Origin of the sequence: Streptomyces sp. NPDC047014 (assembly GCF_040644195.1) — a bacterium.
Classification (GTDB): domain Bacteria; phylum Actinomycetota; class Actinomycetes; order Streptomycetales; family Streptomycetaceae; genus Streptomyces.
Genome location: NZ_JBEYVX010000024.1, coordinates 1 through 18,823, shown reverse-complemented (window position 1 = coordinate 18,823; position 18,823 = coordinate 1). Strand labels below are relative to the sequence as shown.

Annotated in this window: 18 protein-coding genes; 11 read left to right on the top strand and 7 right to left on the bottom strand. The window is 72.9% G+C overall.

Annotated elements, in window-relative coordinates:
* Positions 1 to 22: 22 nt before the first annotated feature.
* The 6 genes from ABZ873_RS16340 (at position 23) to ABZ873_RS16315 (ending at position 4,835) form a co-directional block, all read left to right on the top strand.
* Positions 23 to 748, top strand: coding sequence for an SDR family oxidoreductase (locus ABZ873_RS16340; protein WP_360871482.1), 726 nt, complete (start codon positions 23 to 25; stop codon positions 746 to 748).
* An 11-nt stretch (positions 749 to 759) separates the two neighbouring features.
* The gene (locus tag ABZ873_RS16335) at positions 760 to 1,302 is read left to right on the top strand and encodes a nuclear transport factor 2 family protein (RefSeq protein ID WP_360871478.1); all 543 of its coding nucleotides are present in this window, start codon (positions 760 to 762) and stop codon (positions 1,300 to 1,302) included.
* 137 nt (positions 1,303 to 1,439) lie between these two features.
* Positions 1,440 to 1,973, top strand: a complete 534-nt coding sequence (locus tag ABZ873_RS16330) for a toxin-antitoxin system HicB family antitoxin (RefSeq protein WP_360871477.1) — start codon at positions 1,440 to 1,442, stop codon at positions 1,971 to 1,973.
* A 115-nt stretch (positions 1,974 to 2,088) separates the two neighbouring features.
* On the top strand, positions 2,089 to 2,937 hold the full coding sequence (locus tag ABZ873_RS16325; protein ID WP_360871474.1) for a DUF4097 family beta strand repeat-containing protein: 849 nt from the start codon (positions 2,089 to 2,091) through the stop codon (positions 2,935 to 2,937).
* Positions 2,938 to 3,048: 111 nt separating this feature from the next.
* A complete protein-coding gene (locus ABZ873_RS16320) occupies positions 3,049 to 4,041 on the top strand; it encodes an ATP-binding cassette domain-containing protein (protein WP_360871624.1) in 993 nt (330 codons plus the stop codon).
* On the top strand, positions 4,038 to 4,835 hold the full coding sequence (locus ABZ873_RS16315; protein ID WP_360871471.1) for an ABC transporter permease: 798 nt from the start codon (positions 4,038 to 4,040) through the stop codon (positions 4,833 to 4,835). Before ABZ873_RS16320 ends, ABZ873_RS16315 begins: the two co-directional genes overlap by 4 nt.
* Positions 4,836 to 4,931: 96 nt before the next feature.
* On the opposite strand, the gene ABZ873_RS16310 is transcribed toward ABZ873_RS16315, so the two are convergent.
* The 3 genes from ABZ873_RS16310 to ABZ873_RS16300 form a co-directional block, all read right to left on the bottom strand.
* Positions 4,932 to 5,213: an MbtH family protein gene (locus ABZ873_RS16310; protein ID WP_360871468.1), complete on the bottom strand. Its 282-nt coding sequence runs from the start codon at positions 5,211 to 5,213 to the stop codon at positions 4,932 to 4,934.
* A gap of 112 nt (positions 5,214 to 5,325) precedes the next feature.
* On the bottom strand, positions 5,326 to 5,832 hold the full coding sequence (locus ABZ873_RS16305) for a DinB family protein (protein ID WP_360871465.1): 507 nt from the start codon (positions 5,830 to 5,832) through the stop codon (positions 5,326 to 5,328).
* A gap of 30 nt (positions 5,833 to 5,862) precedes the next feature.
* The gene (locus ABZ873_RS16300) at positions 5,863 to 6,318 is read right to left on the bottom strand and encodes an Lrp/AsnC family transcriptional regulator (RefSeq protein ID WP_360871462.1); all 456 of its coding nucleotides are present in this window, start codon (positions 6,316 to 6,318) and stop codon (positions 5,863 to 5,865) included.
* Between the two features lie 129 nt (positions 6,319 to 6,447).
* Here ABZ873_RS16300 and ABZ873_RS16295 point away from each other — a divergent pair, with 129 nt between their 5' ends.
* Positions 6,448 to 7,449 carry an asparaginase gene (locus tag ABZ873_RS16295; protein WP_360871460.1) on the top strand — a complete coding sequence of 334 codons (1,002 nt, stop codon included), beginning with the start codon at positions 6,448 to 6,450 and terminating at the stop codon, positions 7,447 to 7,449.
* Between the two features lie 157 nt (positions 7,450 to 7,606).
* Here ABZ873_RS16295 and meaB read toward each other — a convergent pair whose 3' ends face one another.
* Genes meaB through ABZ873_RS16275 form a run of 4 tightly spaced genes read right to left on the bottom strand, consistent with a single transcriptional unit; the run spans position 7,607 to position 13,896 of the window.
* The gene (gene meaB, locus ABZ873_RS16290; protein WP_360871457.1) at positions 7,607 to 8,587 is read right to left on the bottom strand and encodes a methylmalonyl Co-A mutase-associated GTPase MeaB; all 981 of its coding nucleotides are present in this window, start codon (positions 8,585 to 8,587) and stop codon (positions 7,607 to 7,609) included.
* Between the two features lie 10 nt (positions 8,588 to 8,597).
* Positions 8,598 to 10,784 (bottom strand): methylmalonyl-CoA mutase, encoded by a 2,187-nt coding sequence (gene scpA, locus ABZ873_RS16285; RefSeq protein ID WP_360871453.1) that lies wholly within the window; start codon positions 10,782 to 10,784, stop codon positions 8,598 to 8,600.
* Entirely contained in the window at positions 10,781 to 12,646 is a 1,866-nt protein-coding gene (locus ABZ873_RS16280; RefSeq protein ID WP_360871450.1) for a methylmalonyl-CoA mutase family protein, read from the bottom strand. The genes scpA and ABZ873_RS16280 overlap by 4 nt, the downstream gene beginning before the upstream one ends.
* Positions 12,647 to 12,669: 23 nt before the next feature.
* Positions 12,670 to 13,896, bottom strand: a complete 1,227-nt coding sequence (locus ABZ873_RS16275; RefSeq protein WP_360871447.1) for an ROK family protein — start codon at positions 13,894 to 13,896, stop codon at positions 12,670 to 12,672.
* A 1,265-nt stretch (positions 13,897 to 15,161) separates the two neighbouring features.
* On the opposite strand from ABZ873_RS16275, the gene ABZ873_RS16270 reads away from it, so the two are divergent.
* Genes ABZ873_RS16270 through ABZ873_RS16255 form a run of 4 tightly spaced genes read left to right on the top strand, consistent with a single transcriptional unit; the run spans position 15,162 to position 18,676 of the window.
* On the top strand, positions 15,162 to 16,118 hold the full coding sequence (locus tag ABZ873_RS16270; RefSeq protein WP_360871444.1) for a TauD/TfdA family dioxygenase: 957 nt from the start codon (positions 15,162 to 15,164) through the stop codon (positions 16,116 to 16,118).
* A gap of 41 nt (positions 16,119 to 16,159) precedes the next feature.
* Entirely contained in the window at positions 16,160 to 16,783 is a 624-nt protein-coding gene (ssuE, locus tag ABZ873_RS16265) for an NADPH-dependent FMN reductase (RefSeq protein WP_360871441.1), read from the top strand.
* Between the two features lie 37 nt (positions 16,784 to 16,820).
* Positions 16,821 to 17,849, top strand: a complete 1,029-nt coding sequence (locus ABZ873_RS16260; RefSeq protein ID WP_360871438.1) for an ABC transporter substrate-binding protein — start codon at positions 16,821 to 16,823, stop codon at positions 17,847 to 17,849.
* Between the two features lie 8 nt (positions 17,850 to 17,857).
* Positions 17,858 to 18,676, top strand: coding sequence for an ABC transporter ATP-binding protein (locus ABZ873_RS16255; RefSeq protein ID WP_360871435.1), 819 nt, complete (start codon positions 17,858 to 17,860; stop codon positions 18,674 to 18,676).
* Positions 18,677 to 18,823 lie beyond the last annotated feature (147 nt).

The following is an 18,823-nucleotide window of genomic DNA, read 5'->3' as shown; positions in this document are numbered from 1 at the left end:
TCTCGGACCTGGGAAGGGCAGCATGACAAAAGTTGTGGCGATCACCGGCGCGAGCAGCGGGATCGGGGAGGCGGCCGCCCGGCGGCTGGGCGCGGACGGCCACCGGCTGCTCCTGGGCGCCCGGCGCACGGACCGGCTGGAGGCGCTGAGCAAGGAGATCAACGAGGCGGGCGGGACGGCGGAGTTCCGGCGCCTGGACGTCACGGACGCCGACGACGTACGGACCTTCGTGGCCGCGGCGGCCGAGCGGTACGGGCGGCTGGACGTGCTGGTCAACAACGCGGGCGTGATGCCGCTCTCGCCGCTGGCCGCGCTGGAACTGGCGGAGTGGGACCGGATGATCGACGTGAACGTGCGCGGTGTGCTGCACGGGATCGCCGCCGGGCTGCCGGTGATGCGCGCCCAGGGCGGCGGGCACTTCGTGAACATCGCCTCCGTCGGCGCGTACGAGGTGTCGCCCACCGCGGCCGTCTACTGCGCCACCAAGTTCGCCGTACGGGCGATCTCGGAGGGGCTGCGCCAGGAGTCGGACGGGAGGGTCCGGGTCACCCTGGTCTCCCCGGGCGTGACCGAGTCCGAACTCGCCGACGGCATCGCGGACCCGGCCGCGCGGGAGGCGATGCGGGCCTACCGGGCCGTGGCCCTGCCGGCTTCGGCCATCGCCGACGCGATCGCGTACGCGGTGTCCCAGCCGCCGGAGGTCGACGTGAACGAGATCGTCGTACGGCCTGTGGCGAGTGCGCAGTGAGGGGCGCGGCGGTGGGGCACGGGGAGCTTGGGGCCGGGGACTACGCGGACCTGGCGCGGCGGGTGCGGGTGCTGGAGGACAAGGAGGCGCTGCGCGGCCTGCTGATCCGGGGGTGGCGGGCGCTGGACCTCGGGGACTGGGACACCTGGATCGGGTGCTGGGCCGAGGACGCGGAGCTGGACTTCGGGCCGTGGGGGGTGACGCGGGGGCGTGCGGCGATCCGGGAGGTGGTGGAGCGGGCGGAGGCGCCCTTCCGGCGTATGCAGCACCACGTGCTGAACGCGCATTTCGAGGTGGAGGGGGACGGGGGAGCCGGCGCCGCCGGGGGCGGGGACCGGGCATCCGGGGTCGGCTACATGTGGTTCCTCGCCGTCACGGAGGAGGCGGGGAAGGCGGAGGATGCGGAGGAGAGCGGGGCTCCGTTCGCGATGGGAGGCCCCTATGAGTGGGAGTTCCGGCGGGGGCCGGACGGGGGCTGGCTGCTGGTCCGGCTGAGCGTGGGCGTGTGGTGGACGGACGGGGGTGGGGCGGGGACTCCGGAGGCTTTTCGGTAGGGAATGGCTCAGTGTGGCTCTGGATGGCTCCGATTGGCTCAGGTTGGCGCCACTGCTGACCTGGTGTTTTAGAGATGGTGGCACCTGTGGTGCCAGATTGGCTCGACATGGTGCCATGGGTGTGTCATGCTGGGGCCATGGACCTGACGCCCTATGTCGCTAGCCTTCGGCACGAGCTCGCGGTGGCCGCCGAAGCGGGCGGCGAAGAAGCCCGCGCTCTCGCCGAGCGCATGACCGCACCGCTCGAATCGGCCACCCGGCTGATCCTCCTGAACGCCCTGTCGGACGCCATGGGGGAGGTCACCCGGGAGCTCGCTCCCGGGTCGGTCGATGTGCGGCTCCGCGGACTCGAACCGGACTTTGTCGTGACCGCGCCGCCGCAGGACGAGCCCTTCGTGGCGGGGGCGTTGGAGGCGGCGCATCAGCTGCCCTCCGCGCCTCCGCCGGTGCCCGAGGGGGAGGACGGTGGGACCGCCCGGATCAACCTCCGGCTCCCCGGCCACGTCAAGGCGCGGGCCGAGCAGGCGGCCGCCCGGGAAGGGCTCTCGCTCAACGCCTGGCTGGTGAGAGCCGTTTCCGGGGCTCTCGAACAGGGCGGCGGCCGCCCGGCCGAGGGCCCCGCCCCCCACCACGGCAGCAGCGGCCGCAGCTTCACCGGCTGGGTCGGCTAGGGCCTGCCCGGCGCCGCGGGCGGGCGCTACCTCGGCCCGCCAGGGCCCGACACTCTCTTCACCTTCACGTCCCCGGAGCGGGGACGGCCACCAGAGCCACGAGGACGGGACAGCCATGCCTTCTTACAAGACCACGGGACCCATCACCGCGACCCTCCATGTGGAGATCGGCGTCGCCCGCATCACCACCGCCGACCGGGCCGAGGTGGTCGTCGAGGTCCAGCCGCGCACCGCCGGCGACAAGGACGACCAGCGTGCGGCGCAGGACACGAGGGTGGACTTCACCGGGGGGACCCTGACCGTCCGCACCCCGAAGGCGCGCGGCCTGTTCAGCGCCCGCGGCGCGGTCGTCGTCGAGGTCGCCCTGCCCGAGGGCTCGCGCCTCAACGGCACCCTGGAGCTGGGCGACATCACCTGCACGGGCAGCCTGGGGGAGTGCGAGATCCGCACCAGTGCGGGCAGCATCCGGCTCGACCGGGCCGATTCGGTGCGGCTGCGGACCCACCACGGGGACATCCACCTCGACAGCGCGGCGGGCGACGCCGAGATCACCAGCGGGTCGGGCGAGGTGCGGGTGCGCTCGATCGGCGGTGACGCCGAGATCAAGAACTCCAACGGCAACACCTGGCTGGACGAGGTGGCGGGAGAGCTGCGGCTGAAGGTGGCCAACGGGAACATCACCGTCGGCCGCGCGCACGGCTCCGTATCGTCCAAGAGCTCGAACGGACATGTCCGTATCGAGGAGGTGGCGCGGGGGACGGTCGATCTCCAGACCAAGGCCGGGAACCTCGACGTCGGGATCCGCCAGGGCACCGCCGCCTGGCTGGACGTCAGCTCCAAGGCGGGGAACGTCCACAGCGCCCTCGGGGCCACCGAAGGCCCCGCCGCGGGCGCGGAGACCGTCAAGGTGCACGCCAGGACCAGCCTCGGTGACATCACCATCCAGCGTGCGCACGCCGCCTGACGCCGCGGCCCCGACCCACGACCACCAGGAATCGGAGGAGGCGCGATGAGTGCCACGAGGGAACAGATGGATCAGACGCATCAGACGGATCCGACGGAACAGGCAGAGCGGATGGCCCCGCCCCAGGGGATCAGCGCGACCGGCCTGCGCAAGGCGTACGGGGACAAGCTCGTCCTCGACGGGATCGACCTCCAGGTGCAGCCGGGCACGATCTTCGCCCTGCTCGGACCGAACGGCGCGGGAAAGACCACCACGGTCCAGATCCTGTCGACGCTCATCGCCGCCGACGCCGGCGAAGCGACCGTGGCCGGGCACTCCCTGCGCGGGGAGGCGGACGCGATACGGGGCCGGATCGGGGTCACCGGCCAGTTCGCCGCGGTGGACGGGCTGCTGACCGCCGAGGAGAACATGCTCCTCATGGCGGACCTGCACCACCTCGACCGGGCGGAGGGCAGGCGCCGCACCGCCGCCTTACTCGACCAGTTCGACCTCACCGAGGTCGCCGGCAAGACCGCCGCGACCTTCTCCGGCGGTATGCGCCGCAAGCTGGACCTGGCGATGACCCTCGTGGGTGATCCGAGCCTGATCTTCCTCGACGAGCCCACCACCGGCCTCGACCCGCGCAGCCGCCGCACCATGTGGCAGCTGATCCAGCAGCTCACGGCCCGCGGCGTCACCATCTTCCTCACCACGCAGTACCTGGAGGAGGCCGACCAGCTCGCGGACCGGATCGCCGTCCTCGACCAGGGCCGCATCGTCGCCGAGGGCACCGCGGACGAGCTCAAGCGCCGGATCCCCGGCGGCCACATCTGCCTCCGCTTCTCCGACCAACCGGCCCTGGACACCGCCGCCCGGCGGCTCGGCCTCGGCCTCGAAACCCGCGACGAGGAACGGCTCACCCTGCAGATACCGAGCGACGGCAGCGTCCCCGCGCTGCGCTCCGTACTCGACCTGCTGGAGGCCGCAGGGGTGGAGGCCGACGCGCTGACCGTCCACACGCCCGACCTGGACGACGTCTTCCTCGCCCTCACCGGTGACGGCTCCCGCCACCACGCCCGGTCCGTCCCCAGCCCCGCCCACACGGTGAAGGAGGCGCGGCGATGAGCACCACCTACGCGATGCGCGACTCGATGACGATGCTGCGCCGCAACCTCACGCACGCCCGGCGCTACCCCTCGATGACCATATCCATCGTCGCGATGCCCGTCCTGATGCTCCTGCTGTTCGTGTACGTCTTCGGCGGCGCGCTCGGCGCCGGCATCGAACTGCCCGGTGGCGGTACGGGCGACCGGGACGACTACACCAACTTCGTCGCCCCCGGCATCCTGTTGATGGCGGCCACCGCCGGCGCCGTCTCGACCGCCGTCTCGGTCTGCACGGACATGACCGAGGGCATCATCAACCGCTTCCGGACCATGTCGATATCCCGGTCCTCGGTCCTGACCGGCCACGTCGTCGGCAATGTCGTGCAGACCATGATCAGCCTGGCCATCGTCATCGGGGTCGCGCTGCTGGTGGGCTTCCGGCCGAACGCCACCCTCGTGGAATGGCTCGCGGCCCTCGGCATCCTCGCGCTGCTCGCCTTCGGCCTCGCCTGGCTCTCCGCGGCGATGGGCCTGGGCGCCAGCAGTGTGGAGGCGGCGAGCAACGCCCCGATGCCGCTGACCTTCCTGCCCTTCCTCGGCAGCGCGATCGTCCCGCCGGAGTCCATGCCGGCCGGCCTGCGCTGGTTCGCCGAGTACCAGCCCTTCACCCCGATGACCGACACCCTCCGCGGGCTGCTCCTGGGCACGGAGATAGGCAACAGCGGGTGGCTGGCGCTGGGCTGGGGGATCGCCCTGAGCCTCCTCGGCTACCTGTGGGCCCGCGCCGCCTTCCGCCGCGAGGCGCGGAGCTGAGGCCGGGACCGGGGCGGGGGCCGGACGCTCCCGCCCTCGGGAGATGGGGACGCCGTGTGCGGGCTGTCCGGCCCCGGCCGGACAGCCCGCACAGGCTCATGGTGCGGCGACGGAGACCGTGATGGAGACCGGTTCGGCGGTGACCGTGTCGTGCGGGATTCTGGGCCGCAGGGCGGTCCAGTTCGCCTCGACGTGCTCCAGGCAGAGCTCGCGGCTCTCCTCGCCGAAGATGATCCGCCAGCCGGCCGGGATGTCGGTGAAGGACGGCCACAGCGAGTGCTGTCCCTCGTCGTTCAGCAGGACGTAGAACCGCCCGGTGTCGGTGGAGGTGCCGCTGTCGGTGTCGCCGCGGTCGTCGGCTAAGGGGTTGATGCTCATGAACCACTCCGCATTCGTCCATGGGTGGGGACCGGACGGCGCGCCGCGCCGGCATCGACACACCTTGCACCAGATTTTTGATGTTCTCCGCCGTGTCCGGTCTTCCGGTCACCTACTCGCCGACGCGGCCGTCGATCGCCTCCCGCAGCAGGTCGGCGTGGCCGTTGTGGCGGGCGTACTCCTCGATCATGTGTGTGAGGACGTAACGGAGGGAGATGACCTCTCCGTCGAACTCCACCGTGTCGTCGAGCGAGGCGAAGGAGCCGGTGACGGTACGGGAGTGCTCGCACGCCTCGTGCCACCGGGCGAACGCCTCGTCCGCGTCGGCGTCCGCCACCTCCCATGCGCCGGACCGCCCGCCGTCCGCGCCCGGCCAGACGGGTGCCACCGGTTCTCCGCTCAGTACCAGCCGGAACCAGCTGCGCTCGACGCCGACCATGTGCCGGACCAGCCCCAGCAGGGTCAGCCCGGTGGTCGGGACCGCTGTGTGCCTGAGCTGCTCCGCGCTCAGGTCCTGGCACTTCATCGCCAGGGTGGCGCGCTGGTAGTCGAGGAACGAGGTCAGGGAGGCGCGGTCTCCGGCCACCTTGGAGGGGTGCTCGCGCGGGTCGTCAGTCATCGGACGATCATGCCAGTGGCGGCGCCCTCGTCAGAGGTCCACGGGGAGGCCCGTCGGTTCCTTGATGCGCTTCATGATGATCTGCGAGTTGACCTCCGTGATACCGGAGAGGGCCGTCAGCTTCTCGATCCACAGGCGCTCGTAGGCGCGCAGGTCCGCGACGGCGATGCGCAGCAGGCAGCCCGGGCTGCCGAAGAGCCGGTACGCCTCGATCACGTCCGGGATGTCCTGGAGGGCCTCCTCGAACGCCTCGACGGCCTCGCGGTCGCGCCGTACCTCCACCGAGACCAGCACCTCGAAGCCGCGCTCCACCGCCTCGGGGGAGATCACGGCGCGGTAGCCCTGGATGACCCCGTCCTGTTCCAGCTGGCGCACCCGGCGCATGCAAGGGGAGGGGGTCAGTCCGACCCGCTGGGCCAGCTCCTGGTTGCTGAGCCGCCCGTCGGCCTGAAGCTCGCGCAAGATATCGCGGTCGATTGCGTCCATGACGCAATTATCCCCCATGGCTTCTCGGCCGCCCCGGCGGAAGGCGCAAGCACATTGCGCCCGGATCGCTCTATCATTGCTGCTTTGAGTACATATGTACGAGCGTCGAATGAAAGGTGGCCACGCAGCATGGGACGGATCGTCGTCATCAGCACCGGCGGCACGATAGCCAGCCGCTGGCAGGGCTCCGGCTTCGCCGCCGACGCCGACGGGAACGAGGTCATCGCCACCGCGCCGCTGCCCGAGGGCGTCACCGTCGAGGTGGTCGACCTGTTCAGCGTGAACAGCCCCCGGCTCACCACCGCCCACCAGCTCACCCTGCTGCGCACCGTGCACGAGGTCCTCGCCGACCCCGAGGTGGACGGCATCGTCGTCACCCACGGCACCGACACCCTGGAGGAGTCGGCCTTCCTCCTCGACCTCCACCACCACGACCCGCGCCCGGTCGTCCTCACCGGCTCCCAGCTGCCCATGGGCACCGCCGACGGGGACGGCCCCGGCAACCTGTACGACGCGCTGCTCACCGCCGCCACCACGCGCGGGCTCGGCGTGCTCATCGCCTTCGCGGGACGTGTCCACGCCGCCCGCGGCACCGTCAAGACGCAGGCCGTGGCCCTGGACGCGTTCGCCGACCCCTCCAAGGAACTCCTCGGCAAGGTCGGCTTCGGCAAGGTCACCATCCTGCGCGCCCCGCAGCGCCCGCTGCCGCTCCCGCTGCCCGCGATGCCCGAACTCCCGCCCCGCGTCGACGTGGTCGTCCACCACGCCGACGGGGACCCGGTCCTGCTGAACGCCGCCGTCGAGGCCGGAGCCCGCGGCATCGTGCTCGTCGGGACCGGCGCGGGCAACGCCACCCCGGAGATCGTCGACGCCGTCCGCGCGGCCGTCGCCCGCGGCGTGCTCGTCGCGCTCACCACGCGGGTCATGGCCGGGCCCGTCACCGAGATCTACACGCACGGCGGCGCCGTGGACCTGGTCGCGGCGGGCGCCGTGCCCACCGGCACGCTGCGCGCCGGTCAGGCCCGGATCGCGATCCTCTCCGCGCTGCTGGCCACCGAGAACACGGTGGAGCAGGTGCGGCTGCTGCGCGAGGCCCTGACCCCGACCGGCTCGGTGCTCGTCGAGGCGTGAGCCCCCCGGCGCGGCCCCGCCGCCGCGCCGCGCACGACCGGCCGACGCCCCGAGGGCGCCGGCCGGTCCTGCTCCACGGGCCTCACCGGCCTCAGCCGCCGCGCGCTCGGCCTCAACGCCCTCAGCGGCGCCGAAGCAGCCGCCCCGCACCCCGCCCTCAGCCGCCGAAAGCCGCCAGGAGCTGGTCCGCCGCCGAGGTCGGCGTCAGCGTGCCCGCCCGGACCGCGGCCTCCAGGCCCGGCGCCAGCTCCCGTACCGCCGGATTCCCGCGCAGCCGTTCCAGCAGCTCCTCGCGGACCATCGACCAGGTCCACTCCACCTGCTGCGCCGCCCGCTTCGCCGCCAGCCGGCCCCCCGCCTCCAGCAGGGTCCGGTGCTGCTCCAGGCGGTTCCACACCTCGTCCAGCCCCGTAGCCTCCCGGGCGCTGCACGTCAGGACCGGCGGGGTCCAGGCCGCGTCCACCGGGTGCATCAGCCGCAGCGCGCCCGACAGCTCCCGGGCGGCGGCCTTCGCGTCCCGCTCGTGCGGGCCGTCCGCCTTGTTGATCGCCAGGACGTCGGCCAGCTCCAGGACGCCCTTCTTGATGCCCTGCAACTGGTCACCCGTACGGGCCAGGGACAGCAGCAGGAAGGAGTCCACCATCCCGGCCACCGTGGTCTCCGACTGGCCCACGCCGACCGTCTCGACGAGGACCACGTCGTAGCCCGCGGCCTCCATCACGATCATCGACTCGCGCGTGGCCTTGGCGACCCCGCCCAGCGTCCCCGCCGACGGCGACGGCCGCACGAAGGCCGCCGGATCCACCGACAGCCGCTCCATCCGGGTCTTGTCACCCAGGATGGAGCCGCCCGTCCGCGTCGACGACGGATCCACCGCGAGCACCGCCACCCGGTGGCCGAGCCCCGTCAGCATCGTGCCGAAGGCGTCGATGAAGGTGGACTTGCCCACCCCCGGGACCCCGCTGATGCCGATCCGCCGGGCCCGGCCCGCGTGCGGCAGCAGCTCCGTCAGCAGGCCCTGCGCGAGCGCCCGGTGCGCGGGCAGGGTGGACTCGACGAGGGTGATCGCCCGCGCGATGAACGCGCGCTTCCCGTCGAGCACCCCCTTCGCGTAAGCCTCGATGTCGATCTTCGGCACCGGCGCCCGCCTACAGCTCGTGGCCCAGGTCCGCGGCCAGCCGCGTCACCAGGTCGTGGGCCGCGTCCGGAATGACCGTTCCGGGCGGGAACACCGCCGTCGCACCCATCTCCAGCAGCGTCGGGACATCCGCCGGCGGGATCACCCCGCCCACGACGATCATGATGTCCTCGCGGCCCTCCTCCGCCAGCTGCTCGCGCAGCGCCGGTACGAGGGTCAGATGGCCGGCCGCCAGCGAGGACACGCCCACCACGTGGACGTCCGCCTCGACGGCCTGCCGGGCCACCTCCGCCGGGGTCTGGAACAGCGGACCGACGTCCACGTCGAAGCCCAGGTCGGCGAAGGCCGTCGCGATCACCTTCTGGCCGCGGTCGTGCCCGTCCTGGCCCATCTTGGCCACCAGGATGCGCGGACGGCGGCCCTCCGCCTCCTCGAACCGGTCCACCAGCGCCCGCGTGCGCTCCACGGACGGGGACTCGCCTGCTTCGTTCCGGTACACGCCCGCGATCGTACGGATCTGGCTCGCGTGCCGCCCGTACACCTTCTCCAGCGCGTCCGAGATCTCCCCCACGGTGGCCTTGGCACGCGCCGCGTCCACCGCCAGGGCCAGCAGGTTGCCCTCCCCGCGCTCGGCCGCGTTCGTCAGCGCCCGCAGCGTGTCCTGCGTGACCGCCTCGTCGCGCTCCTCGCGCAGCCGCCGCAGCTTGGCGATCTGCTGCGCCCGCACCGAGGAGTTGTCGACCTTGAGGACATCGATCGCCTCGTCGTTCTCCACCCGGTACTTGTTCACGCCGATCACCGGCTGCCGGCCCGAGTCGATCCGCGCCTGCGTGCGCGCCGCGGCCTCCTCCACGCGCAGCTTCGGGATGCCCGCGTCGATGGCCTGCGCCATGCCGCCGGCCGCCTCGACCTCCTCGATGTGCTGCCAGGCGCGCCGGGCGAGGTCGTAGGTGAGCCGCTCCACGTACGCGCTGCCGCCCCACGGGTCGATCGACCGGCAGGTCCCCGACTCCTGCTGGAGCAGCAGCTGGGTGTTGCGGGCGATGCGCGCCGAGAAGTCCGTCGGCAGCGCCAGGGCCTCGTCGAGGGCGTTGGTGTGCAGGGACTGGGTGTGCCCCTGGGTCGCGGCCATCGCCTCGATGCACGTACGCGTCACATTGTTGAAGACGTCCTGCGCCGTCAGCGACCAGCCCGAGGTCTGCGAATGCGTGCGCAGCGACAGCGACTTGGCGTTCTTCGGGTCGAACTGCTTCACCAGCTTCGCCCACAGCAGGCGCGCCGCGCGCAGCTTCGCGACCTCCATGAAGAAGTTCATGCCGATCGCCCAGAAGAACGACAGGCGCGGCGCGAACGCGTCCACGTCCAGCCCGACGGCCTGCCCGGCCCGCAGGTACTCCACCCCGTCCGCCAGGGTGTACGCCAGCTCCAGGTCGGCCGTGGCCCCGGCCTCCTGGATGTGGTAGCCGGAGATGGAGATCGAGTTGTACCGAGGCATCTTCTGCGAGGTGAACGCGAAGATGTCGGAGATGATCCGCATCGAGGGCTTGGGCGGGTAGATGTAGGTGTTGCGGACCATGAACTCCTTGAGGATGTCGTTCTGGATGGTCCCGGCCAGCTTGTCGGGGGAGACGCCCTGCTCCTCCGCCGCCACGATGTACAGCGCGAGAACGGGCAGCACCGCGCCGTTCATCGTCATCGACACCGACATCCTGTCCAGCGGGATCCCGTCGAACAGCTGCCGCATGTCGTAGATCGAGTCGATGGCCACGCCCGCCATGCCGACGTCGCCCGTCACCCGCGGGTGGTCGCTGTCGTAGCCGCGGTGCGTCGGCAGGTCGAAGGCCACCGACAGGCCCTTCTGGCCGGAGGCCAGGTTGCGCCGGTAGAAGGCGTTCGACTCCTCGGCCGTGGAGAAGCCCGCGTACTGGCGGATCGTCCAGGGCTGGTTGACGTACATCGTCGGGTACGGGCCGCGCAGGTACGGGGCCACGCCCGGGTAGGTGCGCAGGAAGTCCAGGCCCTCCACGTCCCGCCCGGTGTAGAGCGGCTTCACGCCGATGCCCTCGGGGGTCTCCCACAGCAGGTCCGCGGCCGCGGTGCCGGTGGACTCCTTCACGGAGGACCGCCACTGCTCCTCGGAGACCGCGGCGGCGGCCGAGGGACCGAGCGCCAGCTCGGAGAAATCGGGGATGCTCACGACGGCACTCCCATCCGGTCGAGTACGGAGGACAGCACGGCGACGGCGTCACAGCCGGCGAAGACGTACTCGTCCACGGAAGCCTCGGCGGTGCCCGGCCGCCCGGCGAGGAACACGGTCCGCGCCCCGGCCGCCCGCAGCGCCCCGGCCACGACCGCGGCCTGCTCCGCGTACAGTGCGTCGCTGGAGCAGAGCACGGCCATGCCGTCCGCCCCGCTCGCGGTGTAGGCCGCACCGGCCGTGTCCGCGTCCACGGACACCGGGTCGTGTACGGATTCTACGCCGCCGGCCTGGAAGAGGTTCGAGGCGAAGGTGGCGCGGGCGGTGTGCGCGGCCGCCGGTCCCAGCGCCGCGAGGAAGATCCGCGGGCGGGCGCCGGTCGCCGCCAGATGGGCGTCGCTCCGGGCACGCAGCGCTTCGTACGCCTCGTCGCGCCGGACGCGGGGCAGGCCGCCGGAGGGGGCGGCGGGCGCGGGCTCGCGGACCACCGGCTTCTCCGACAGCAGGGGGAACTCGCTGACGCCGGTGATCGGTTCGCGGCGCTTGGCGAGCTTCTTGGAGCGCTCGGCCCAGGTGGCGGCGAGGCGTTCGGCGACCAGACCGGAGCGCAGCGCGGCGGCCAGGCCGCCGGCCTTCTCCAGGGTCCGGAAGAACTCCCAGGCCGCGTGAGCGAGTTCGTCGGTGAGGCGTTCGACGTAGTACGAGCCGCCTGCCGGGTCGATCACGCGGGCCAGGTGCGACTCCTCCAGCAGGATGGTGGAGGTGTTGCGGGCGATCCGGCGCGCGAAGGCGTCGGGCAGGCCCAGCTCGTGGTCGAAGGGGAGCACGGTGACGGAGTCCGCGCCGCCCACGCCCGCGGCCATGCAGGCCACGGTGGTGCGCAGCATGTTCACCCAGGGGTCGCGGCGGGTCATCATCACCGGCGAGGTCACCGCGTGCTGGCGCTGCGCACCCGCCTCCGGCGCCCCGGACGCCTCGGCCACGCGGGCCCACAGGCGGCGCGCGGCGCGGAACTTGGCGATGGTGAGGAACTGGTCCGCGGTGGCCGCGTAGCGGAACTCCAGCTGCCCGAGCGCGGCTTCGACGTCCAGCCCACCTGCGGAGAGGGCGCGCAGGTAGGCGACGCCGGTGGCCAGCGAGAGCCCCAGCTCCTCGGCGGCGCTGCCGCCGGCCTCGTGGTAGGGCAGCGCGTCCACGGTCAGGGCGCGCACCCCCGGCAGACCGGCGGCGGCCTCCCGGGCCAGCTCCACGGCAGCGGCCTGGTCCAGCGCCTCGCCGGTACGGGCCTCGTGGCCCAGCGGGTCGGCGCCCAGGGAGGCCCGCACGGCCTCCGGAGCCACCGAGCGCTCGGTGTACAGGTCCAGCAACGCGCGGGCGGCCTCGGCGTATTGGGCTCCGGCGTCCAGGGCGACCGGGGCGAGGTCCAGGTAGACCCCGTCCAGGGCGCGGGCGAGCCCGTCGACGGGGATGCCGCCCTCGCCCACGGTCAGCCAGAGGGAGGTGACGCCGTTCTCCAGATCGGCGAGGGCGGCCTCGTTCAGCCGTCCCGGGTCGGTGCCCGCGAGGCGCTGGCGCACATCCCAGCCGGTCGCGGTGGTGCCCTCGGGCCGGCCCGCGCGCACGAAGGGGGCGAATCCGGGGAAACCGGTGTCGGGAGCCGTCCCCTCGGACGGCGCGGTGTACAGCGGGCGGGTGGTGAGCCCGTCCTCGAGTCGGGTGGACAGCGCGTCTTCTGCTGCCTCGCCGGAGGCTTCCTTGCCCGACTTTCGCAGTACGCCTTCTACAAGGCGCTGCCACTGCTCATGTGTCGCGTCAGGGAACTCGGCGGCCAGGGAGAGCCCGTCGTCAGGCAGGACCGTCATGGCTCGAATGCTAGGGCGGGCGCTCAGGGGTGCACCATACCGTCCGGTGTGATCTCCCCCTCTCGCGGCGGACCGAGCGGATCGCGGAACACCCGGCTGAGCAGCACGGTTGCCGCCGCTTCCGGGAGTACGGCGGGACCGGCGTGCGGGCCGACGATGCGTTCGGGGTCGTCGCAGACGTGCGAGTGCGCGAGCGCGGCGCCGCGGATTTCCCCCAGATAGCCCTCGTGCAGCACGCTCGCGAGCTCGGTCACGACCATGACCGCCGGATTGAAGACATCCCACAGGAGCGCCGCCGCCCGGCCCACGGCGCGGGCCCGCTCGCGCAGCAGCCGGTCGGCGCGCGGGTCGCCGGCGGCGGCCGCGTCCACGAGCAGCGGGACGGAGGGGTCCGGGACGATGCCGCGGCGCACGGCCTCGGCACCGAGCGCGGTGTCGGAGGCGGTGGCCTGGAGGCAGCCGGTACGTCCGCACGCGCACGGCACGCCGGAACCGGGGACCGGGAGATGCGCCACGTCCCCGGCGGCGGCGCCCGGACCCTGGTGGACGGTGCCCTCGATGCCGAAGGCGGCGTCGACGACGTTGCCGATGAAGAGGTGCACGAGGCTGCGGCGGGCCTCCGGGCGGCCGAAGAGGATCTCGGCGCGGGCGACGGCGCGGGCGTGGTTGTCGACGTGCACGGGCAGACCGAGGGCGGCGGACAGCTCGGCGCCGAGCGGCTTGTGCCGCCAGTGCAGTCCGGGGTGGTGCACGACGCGGCCCTCCTCGGGGTCGACCCAGCCGCCGAGGGCGGCGCCGAGGCCGAGGAGGGGGCGGCGGGGGGTGTGGTACTCGGCCAGGAACCGGGCCAGTGCGGCGGCGATCGCGGCGGAGAGGCCGGCGGCGGGGAGGTGCTGGTGGGGGAAGGTCCGGCGGGCGAGGAGGGTGCCGCGCAGGTCGACGAGGCTGAAGGTGGCGGAGGGCACGCCGATGTGCAGGCCGGCCGCGACGGGGCCGCCGACGGCGCCGGTGTGCAGGTCGAGCGGGACCCGCGGCCGCCCGACCCCGCCGCCGGTGCCGGCGCCGGGCGCGGGCAGCTCGCGCAGCAGCCCGGCCCGCAGCAGCCCGGTCGCCTGCCGTGACACGGCGGCGGGACTCAGCCCGCTGAGCGCGGCGACCTCACTCCGCGCGACGGGCCCGCACTCCAGCACGGTCCGCAGCACGGCAGCAGCATTGGCCACGGCCCGCGGATCACCGGGCACGAGCGTCACGGGGGCCTCCTGGGGGCGGCGGGTGGGGTGGGGTCGGGCCGGGCTCACGGCTCCCGCCACTGATCATGCCGGGTCGCGGGCGGGGCCGGGGCCGGTGTCGTCCCGGCTGCGGCCGAGGGGGCTGCGGGCCGCGGGCCCGCGCTCTGCCGGGGGAGCCCGCAGGGCCTGATCGGCCCTGATCGGCCCTGCGCGTCCGCGCCACGCAGGCGCCCGAGGGCCGGGGCGTGCGGGTGGTACGCCCGGACGTGCGGGGGAACGGGTTGTCGGGTGGGGGATGAGGCGTGGGCGTGGCGGGGGCGTTGCGTGGGTGTGAAATCCGGCCACGGTTTTCGGCCGTTAGGAGTGGGGTGTCGGTTGGTGAAAGCGCAGGTCGGGAGGGGTGGAGCGGTGTGGGGTGGGGGTGGGTGTCCGGATGAGGGCGGGGGTTGACCGGTCTCCGGGGCGCTGACAGGCTCCAGGCCATGACCGCGAACGAACTTCTCGCCCCGCGGCTCCACACCACCGGCCCGTGTACCGCGCCCGGTGCGTGTCCGGGCCGCTGTCCGGCCACCGCACGCCGAGCCTGAGCCGCCCCGCTGCCGCCTCGCTGCCGTGTCAGCCCCCATAGGTGCGACCGTCTTCGGTCGAGCCGGCTGCACTGCCTCGCTGCCGCGTCGGTCCCCGCCGTCACGACCGCCGCGCTGTCGCCTCGGCACGATCGATCCGCCACCGCGTCTGCCTGACCGTCTCGTTGTCGCGTCGGTTCAGCCCTTCTGCTGATGCGTCTGCCTCACTGTCCTGCTGCCACTGCGGCGTGATCGATCCGCTACCGCGTCGGCTGCACAACCTCGTTGTCGCGTCCGCCCAGCCCTCCCGCCGGCGCGTCTGCCCCACCGTCCCGCTGCCGCCTCGGCGTGATCGATCCCGCGCCGTGTCGGCTTCATCGCCTCGTTGTCACGTTCACCCAACCGATCCGCTGACGTGTCGGTCCCTCTGGCCCGCTGGCGCATGGGTAAGACCGCCCCGCTGTTGTGTCGGGCTCGCCTGCCTGTCTGCGTCGGCATGACTGACCCGACGGTGCGTCGGCCTGACCGGCCCGTTGCCGGGTTGGTGCGGCCGGAGTGCCGTCGCAGGGGCCCCACCGCAACACCGCTGCGTCCGTGCGGCCGCGTGGTTCGGGCCCTGACCTGCCCGTTCGTTCACTGTCCCGTGTGGCAGTGGTTCTCGTACCGCTATTACTTCCGCTGCGGAAATAATCCGCCGCGCTACCGCCCTGGAGGCACATCATGAGCGTCGCCGTCGACACCGTCACCGACACCGCCACCGAGCTCGTCGTCCGGAAGATCGGAGGGCGGATCGGTGCCGAGATTCGGGGGGTTCGGCTGGGTGGGGAGTTGGGGGAGGGGGCTATTGCCGGGATTCGGGAGGCTCTGCTCGCGCACAAGGTGGTGTTCTTCCGGGGGCAGGAGCACCTGGACGAGGAGAGCCACGAGGGGTTCGCCCGGCTGCTCGGGGCGCCCGTCGCGCATCCCACCGTGCCGTCCGCCGACGGGCGCTACGCCCTCGGTATCGACTCCCACCACGGCGCCCGCGCCAACCAGTGGCACACCGACGTCACCTTCGTCCCCGCCTACCCCGCCTTCTCGATCCTCCGCGCCGTGACCATCCCCCCGTACGGCGGGGACACCCTCTGGGCCAACACGGCCACCGCCTACTCCCACCTCCCCGCCCCCCTCCGCACCCTCGCGGACGGGCTGCGCGCCGTGCACTCCAACGAGTACGACTACGCCGCCCTGCGCCCCGACGCCGTGCCCGAGGCGCTGGCCCAGTACCGCGAGGTGTTCACCTCCACCCGCTTCCTCACCGAGCACCCCGTGGTCCGCGTCCACCCCGAGACCGGCGAACGCACCCTGCTCCTCGGCAACTTCGTCCAGCGGGTGCAGGGCCTCACCGGCCGGGACACCCGCGCGCTCCTCGACCTCTTCCAGGCCCACATCGAGAGCCCCGAGAACACGGTCCGCTGGCAGTGGCAGCCCGGCGACGTCGCGATCTGGGACAACCGCGCCACCCAGCACTACGGCGTGGACGACTCCGACGACCACGAGCGCACCCTGCGCCGCGTCACCGTCGACGGCGACATCCCGGTCGGGCCCGACGGAGCCCCGTCCCGCCTGATCAGCCCGGAGACCGTCCCGGACCCGGCCTTCGGCATCCCCTCCGGCGCGTCGACCTCCGCCGCCTGACCCCGCAGAGCCAGAGACCGTACGCCGCCCAAGGAGCCCCCGTGCCCAAGCTGCTCGCCCTGACCGGCAGTCCCTCCGCCCACTCCCGTACCGCCGTCGTCGTCGAACACGCCCTGCGCCACCTGGAACTCGCCCACACCGCCTCCCCGGCAGGGACCCGCTTCCGGATCGACCGTCTCGCCGTGCGCGACCTGCCCGCCGCCGATCTGCTCGCCGCCCGGCGCGGCGAGCCCGAGATCCGCCGGGCGCTCGAAGCGGTCGCCGCCGCCGACGGCCTGATCATCGCCACCCCCGTCTACAAAGCCTCGTACACCGGCCTGCTCAAGGCGTTCCTCGATCTGCTCCCGCAGGACGGCCTGGCCGGCAAGACGGTCCTGCCGCTGGCCACCGGCGGCAGCCTCGCCCACGTCCTGACCATCGACTACGCCCTGCGCCCCGTGCTCAGCGCCCTCGGTGCCCGGCACGTCAGCGCCGGCCGCTTCGTCCTGGACTCCTCCGTCGAACGCGGCGCGGGCCCCGACCGGCTGCGGCCCGAGGCGGAGCTCGACCTCTACCAGGCCGTCGACGAGTTCGCGGACGCCCTCCACGCGTACGCCCCGCCCGCCGAAGCCCCCCACACCGAGACCCCGTACCACCGGGCCCCGCTCGCCGTCCCCGCCCCGTAGCCCCCGCGACCCGTACCGACCCACCCAAGGACCCGCCATGCCCGCAGCCCTCACCTCGACCACCACCTCCCGGCGCCAGTTCCTGACCCTGCTCGGCATCTCGGCGGCCGCGGTGAGCTGCGGCAGGGCCACCGCCTCCGGTTCCGGCGGCCAGGTCACCACCCTCAAGTACCAGGGCAGCGTCGGCGCCGTCACGCTCCCCGAGCTCGCCGCCGACCTCGGACACCTCGGCGACCTCAAGCTGGAGTGGATCGGCAACACCATCAGCGGCCCGCAGGACATCCAGTCCGCCGCCACCGGCCAGATCCACTTCGGCGGCGCCTTCAACGGCGCCGTGGTCAAACTGGCCGCCAGCAAGGCCCCCGTCACCGCCGTCATCTCCTACTACGGCTCCGACCAGCACTCTTTCAGCGGCTACTACGTCCTGGAGGACAGTCCCATCCGCTCCGCCCGGGACCTCGTCGGCAAGAAGGTCGGCATGAACACCCTGGGCGCCCACGCCCAGGCCATGCTGGAGATCTACCTCGGCCGCGGCGGGCTGTCGAAGGCGGACATCGACAAGGTGGAATCCCTGGTCGTCCCGCCGGTCAACACCGAACAGGCCCTCAGACAGAAGCAGATCGACGTCGCCGTCCTCGGCGGAGTACTGCGCGACAAGGCGCTCGCCGCCGGCGGCATCCGCCCCCTGTTCACGGACTTCGAACTGCTCGGCGCGTTCAGCGCAGGCACCTATGTGATGACCAAGCGCTTCGTGAAGGAGAACCCGGACACCGTACGGACCTTCGTGACCGGCGTCGCCAAGGCCATCGAGTGGTCCCGCACCACCCCCCGCGAGGAGGTCATCGCCCGGATGACCGACATCGTCACCAAGCGCGGCCGCAACGAGGACACCGCCACCCTCAAGTACTGGCGCTCCTACGGCGTCGCCGAGACCGGTGGCCGCATCTCCGACAAGGAGTTCCAGGTGTGGCTGGACTGGCTCGGCAAGCGCGGCGACGTCAAGGAGGGGCAGCTCAAGGCCGCCGACCTCTACACCAACGACTTCAACCAGTACGGGAAGGGGTGACGGCGCCCATGGCGAAGATCGTGTTCGAGGACGTCCGCAAGACCTTCGGGGACTTCACCGCCCTCGACGGCATCGACCTGGAGATCCGCAGCGGGGAGTTCCTGGTGGTCGTCGGCCCCAGCGGCTGCGGCAAGTCCACCCTCCTGGACCTCCTCGGAGGACTGTCCACGCCGACCTCCGGCCGGATCCTGCTCGACGGCCGGCCGGTCACCGGGCCGGGCCTGGACCGGGGCATCGTCTTCCAGCAGTACGCGCTGCTGCCGTGGCGGACGGCGCTCGGGAACGTCGAATTCGGCCTGGAGGCGACCGGGGTCCCGCGCCGCCGACGCAGGGCGCGGGCGGCCGAGTTCCTGGACCTCGTCGGCCTCTCCGGCTTCGAGGACCGCCACCCGCACCAGCTCTCCGGCGGTATGCGCCAGCGCGTGGCCATCGCCCGCTCCCTGGCCTACGACCCGGACGTCCTGCTGATGGACGAGCCCTTCGCCGCGCTCGACGCGCAGACCCGCGAATCCCTCCAGGACGAGCTGCGCCGCATCTGGCAGCGCACCGGCAAGACCGTCGTCTTCATCACGCACGGCATCGAGGAGGCCGTCTACCTCGGCCAGCGGGTGGCCGTCATGACCTCCCGCCCCGGGCGGATCAAGGAGATCGTGCCCGTCGCCTTCGGCGAGCGCGGCGCCGCCCCCGGCACCGGCCTCGCCGGACCGCAGGGCGAGGACCTGCGGTCCAGCCCCGAGTTCGCCCGCCATCGCCACGAGATCTGGACCCTGCTCCACGACGAGGTGGCCCGCGCCCAGCAACTGGAGAAGGAGCAGGCATCCGTATGAGCACCGGAACCGGAACCGCCGCCCCCACCGCCCCCACCGTCCTGACCGCTGCCCCGCCCGCCCCCGCCGAGGAGGCGGTACGCGGCTCCGCGCCCCCGGCAGCGCCCGGCGCCGGGCCCGCCGTCGCGCCCCAGGCGGGGGGCCCGA

Excerpts from the sequence above, each read along its gene's own strand:
- ABZ873_RS16260 (WP_360871438.1), top strand. The coding sequence starts at position 16,821 with ATGCCCGCAGCCCTCACCTCGACCACCACCTCCCGGCGCCAGTTCCTG.
- ABZ873_RS16340 (WP_360871482.1), top strand. The coding sequence starts at position 23 with ATGACAAAAGTTGTGGCGATCACCGGCGCGAGCAGCGGGATCGGGGAG.
- ABZ873_RS16325 (WP_360871474.1), top strand. The coding sequence starts at position 2,089 with ATGCCTTCTTACAAGACCACGGGACCCATCACCGCGACCCTCCATGTG.
- ABZ873_RS16305 (WP_360871465.1), bottom strand. The coding sequence starts at position 5,832 with ATGACTGACGACCCGCGCGAGCACCCCTCCAAGGTGGCCGGAGACCGC.
- ABZ873_RS16310 (WP_360871468.1), bottom strand. The coding sequence starts at position 5,213 with ATGAGCATCAACCCCTTAGCCGACGACCGCGGCGACACCGACAGCGGC.
- ABZ873_RS16330 (WP_360871477.1), top strand. The coding sequence starts at position 1,440 with ATGGACCTGACGCCCTATGTCGCTAGCCTTCGGCACGAGCTCGCGGTG.
- ABZ873_RS16295 (WP_360871460.1), top strand. The coding sequence starts at position 6,448 with ATGGGACGGATCGTCGTCATCAGCACCGGCGGCACGATAGCCAGCCGC.
- ABZ873_RS16315 (WP_360871471.1), top strand. The coding sequence starts at position 4,038 with ATGAGCACCACCTACGCGATGCGCGACTCGATGACGATGCTGCGCCGC.
- ABZ873_RS16320 (WP_360871624.1), top strand. The coding sequence starts at position 3,049 with ATGGCCCCGCCCCAGGGGATCAGCGCGACCGGCCTGCGCAAGGCGTAC.
- ABZ873_RS16300 (WP_360871462.1), bottom strand. The coding sequence starts at position 6,318 with ATGGACGCAATCGACCGCGATATCTTGCGCGAGCTTCAGGCCGACGGG.
- ABZ873_RS16255 (WP_360871435.1), top strand. The coding sequence starts at position 17,858 with ATGGCGAAGATCGTGTTCGAGGACGTCCGCAAGACCTTCGGGGACTTC.
- ABZ873_RS16270 (WP_360871444.1), top strand. The coding sequence starts at position 15,162 with ATGAGCGTCGCCGTCGACACCGTCACCGACACCGCCACCGAGCTCGTC.
- ABZ873_RS16280 (WP_360871450.1), bottom strand. The coding sequence starts at position 12,646 with ATGACGGTCCTGCCTGACGACGGGCTCTCCCTGGCCGCCGAGTTCCCT.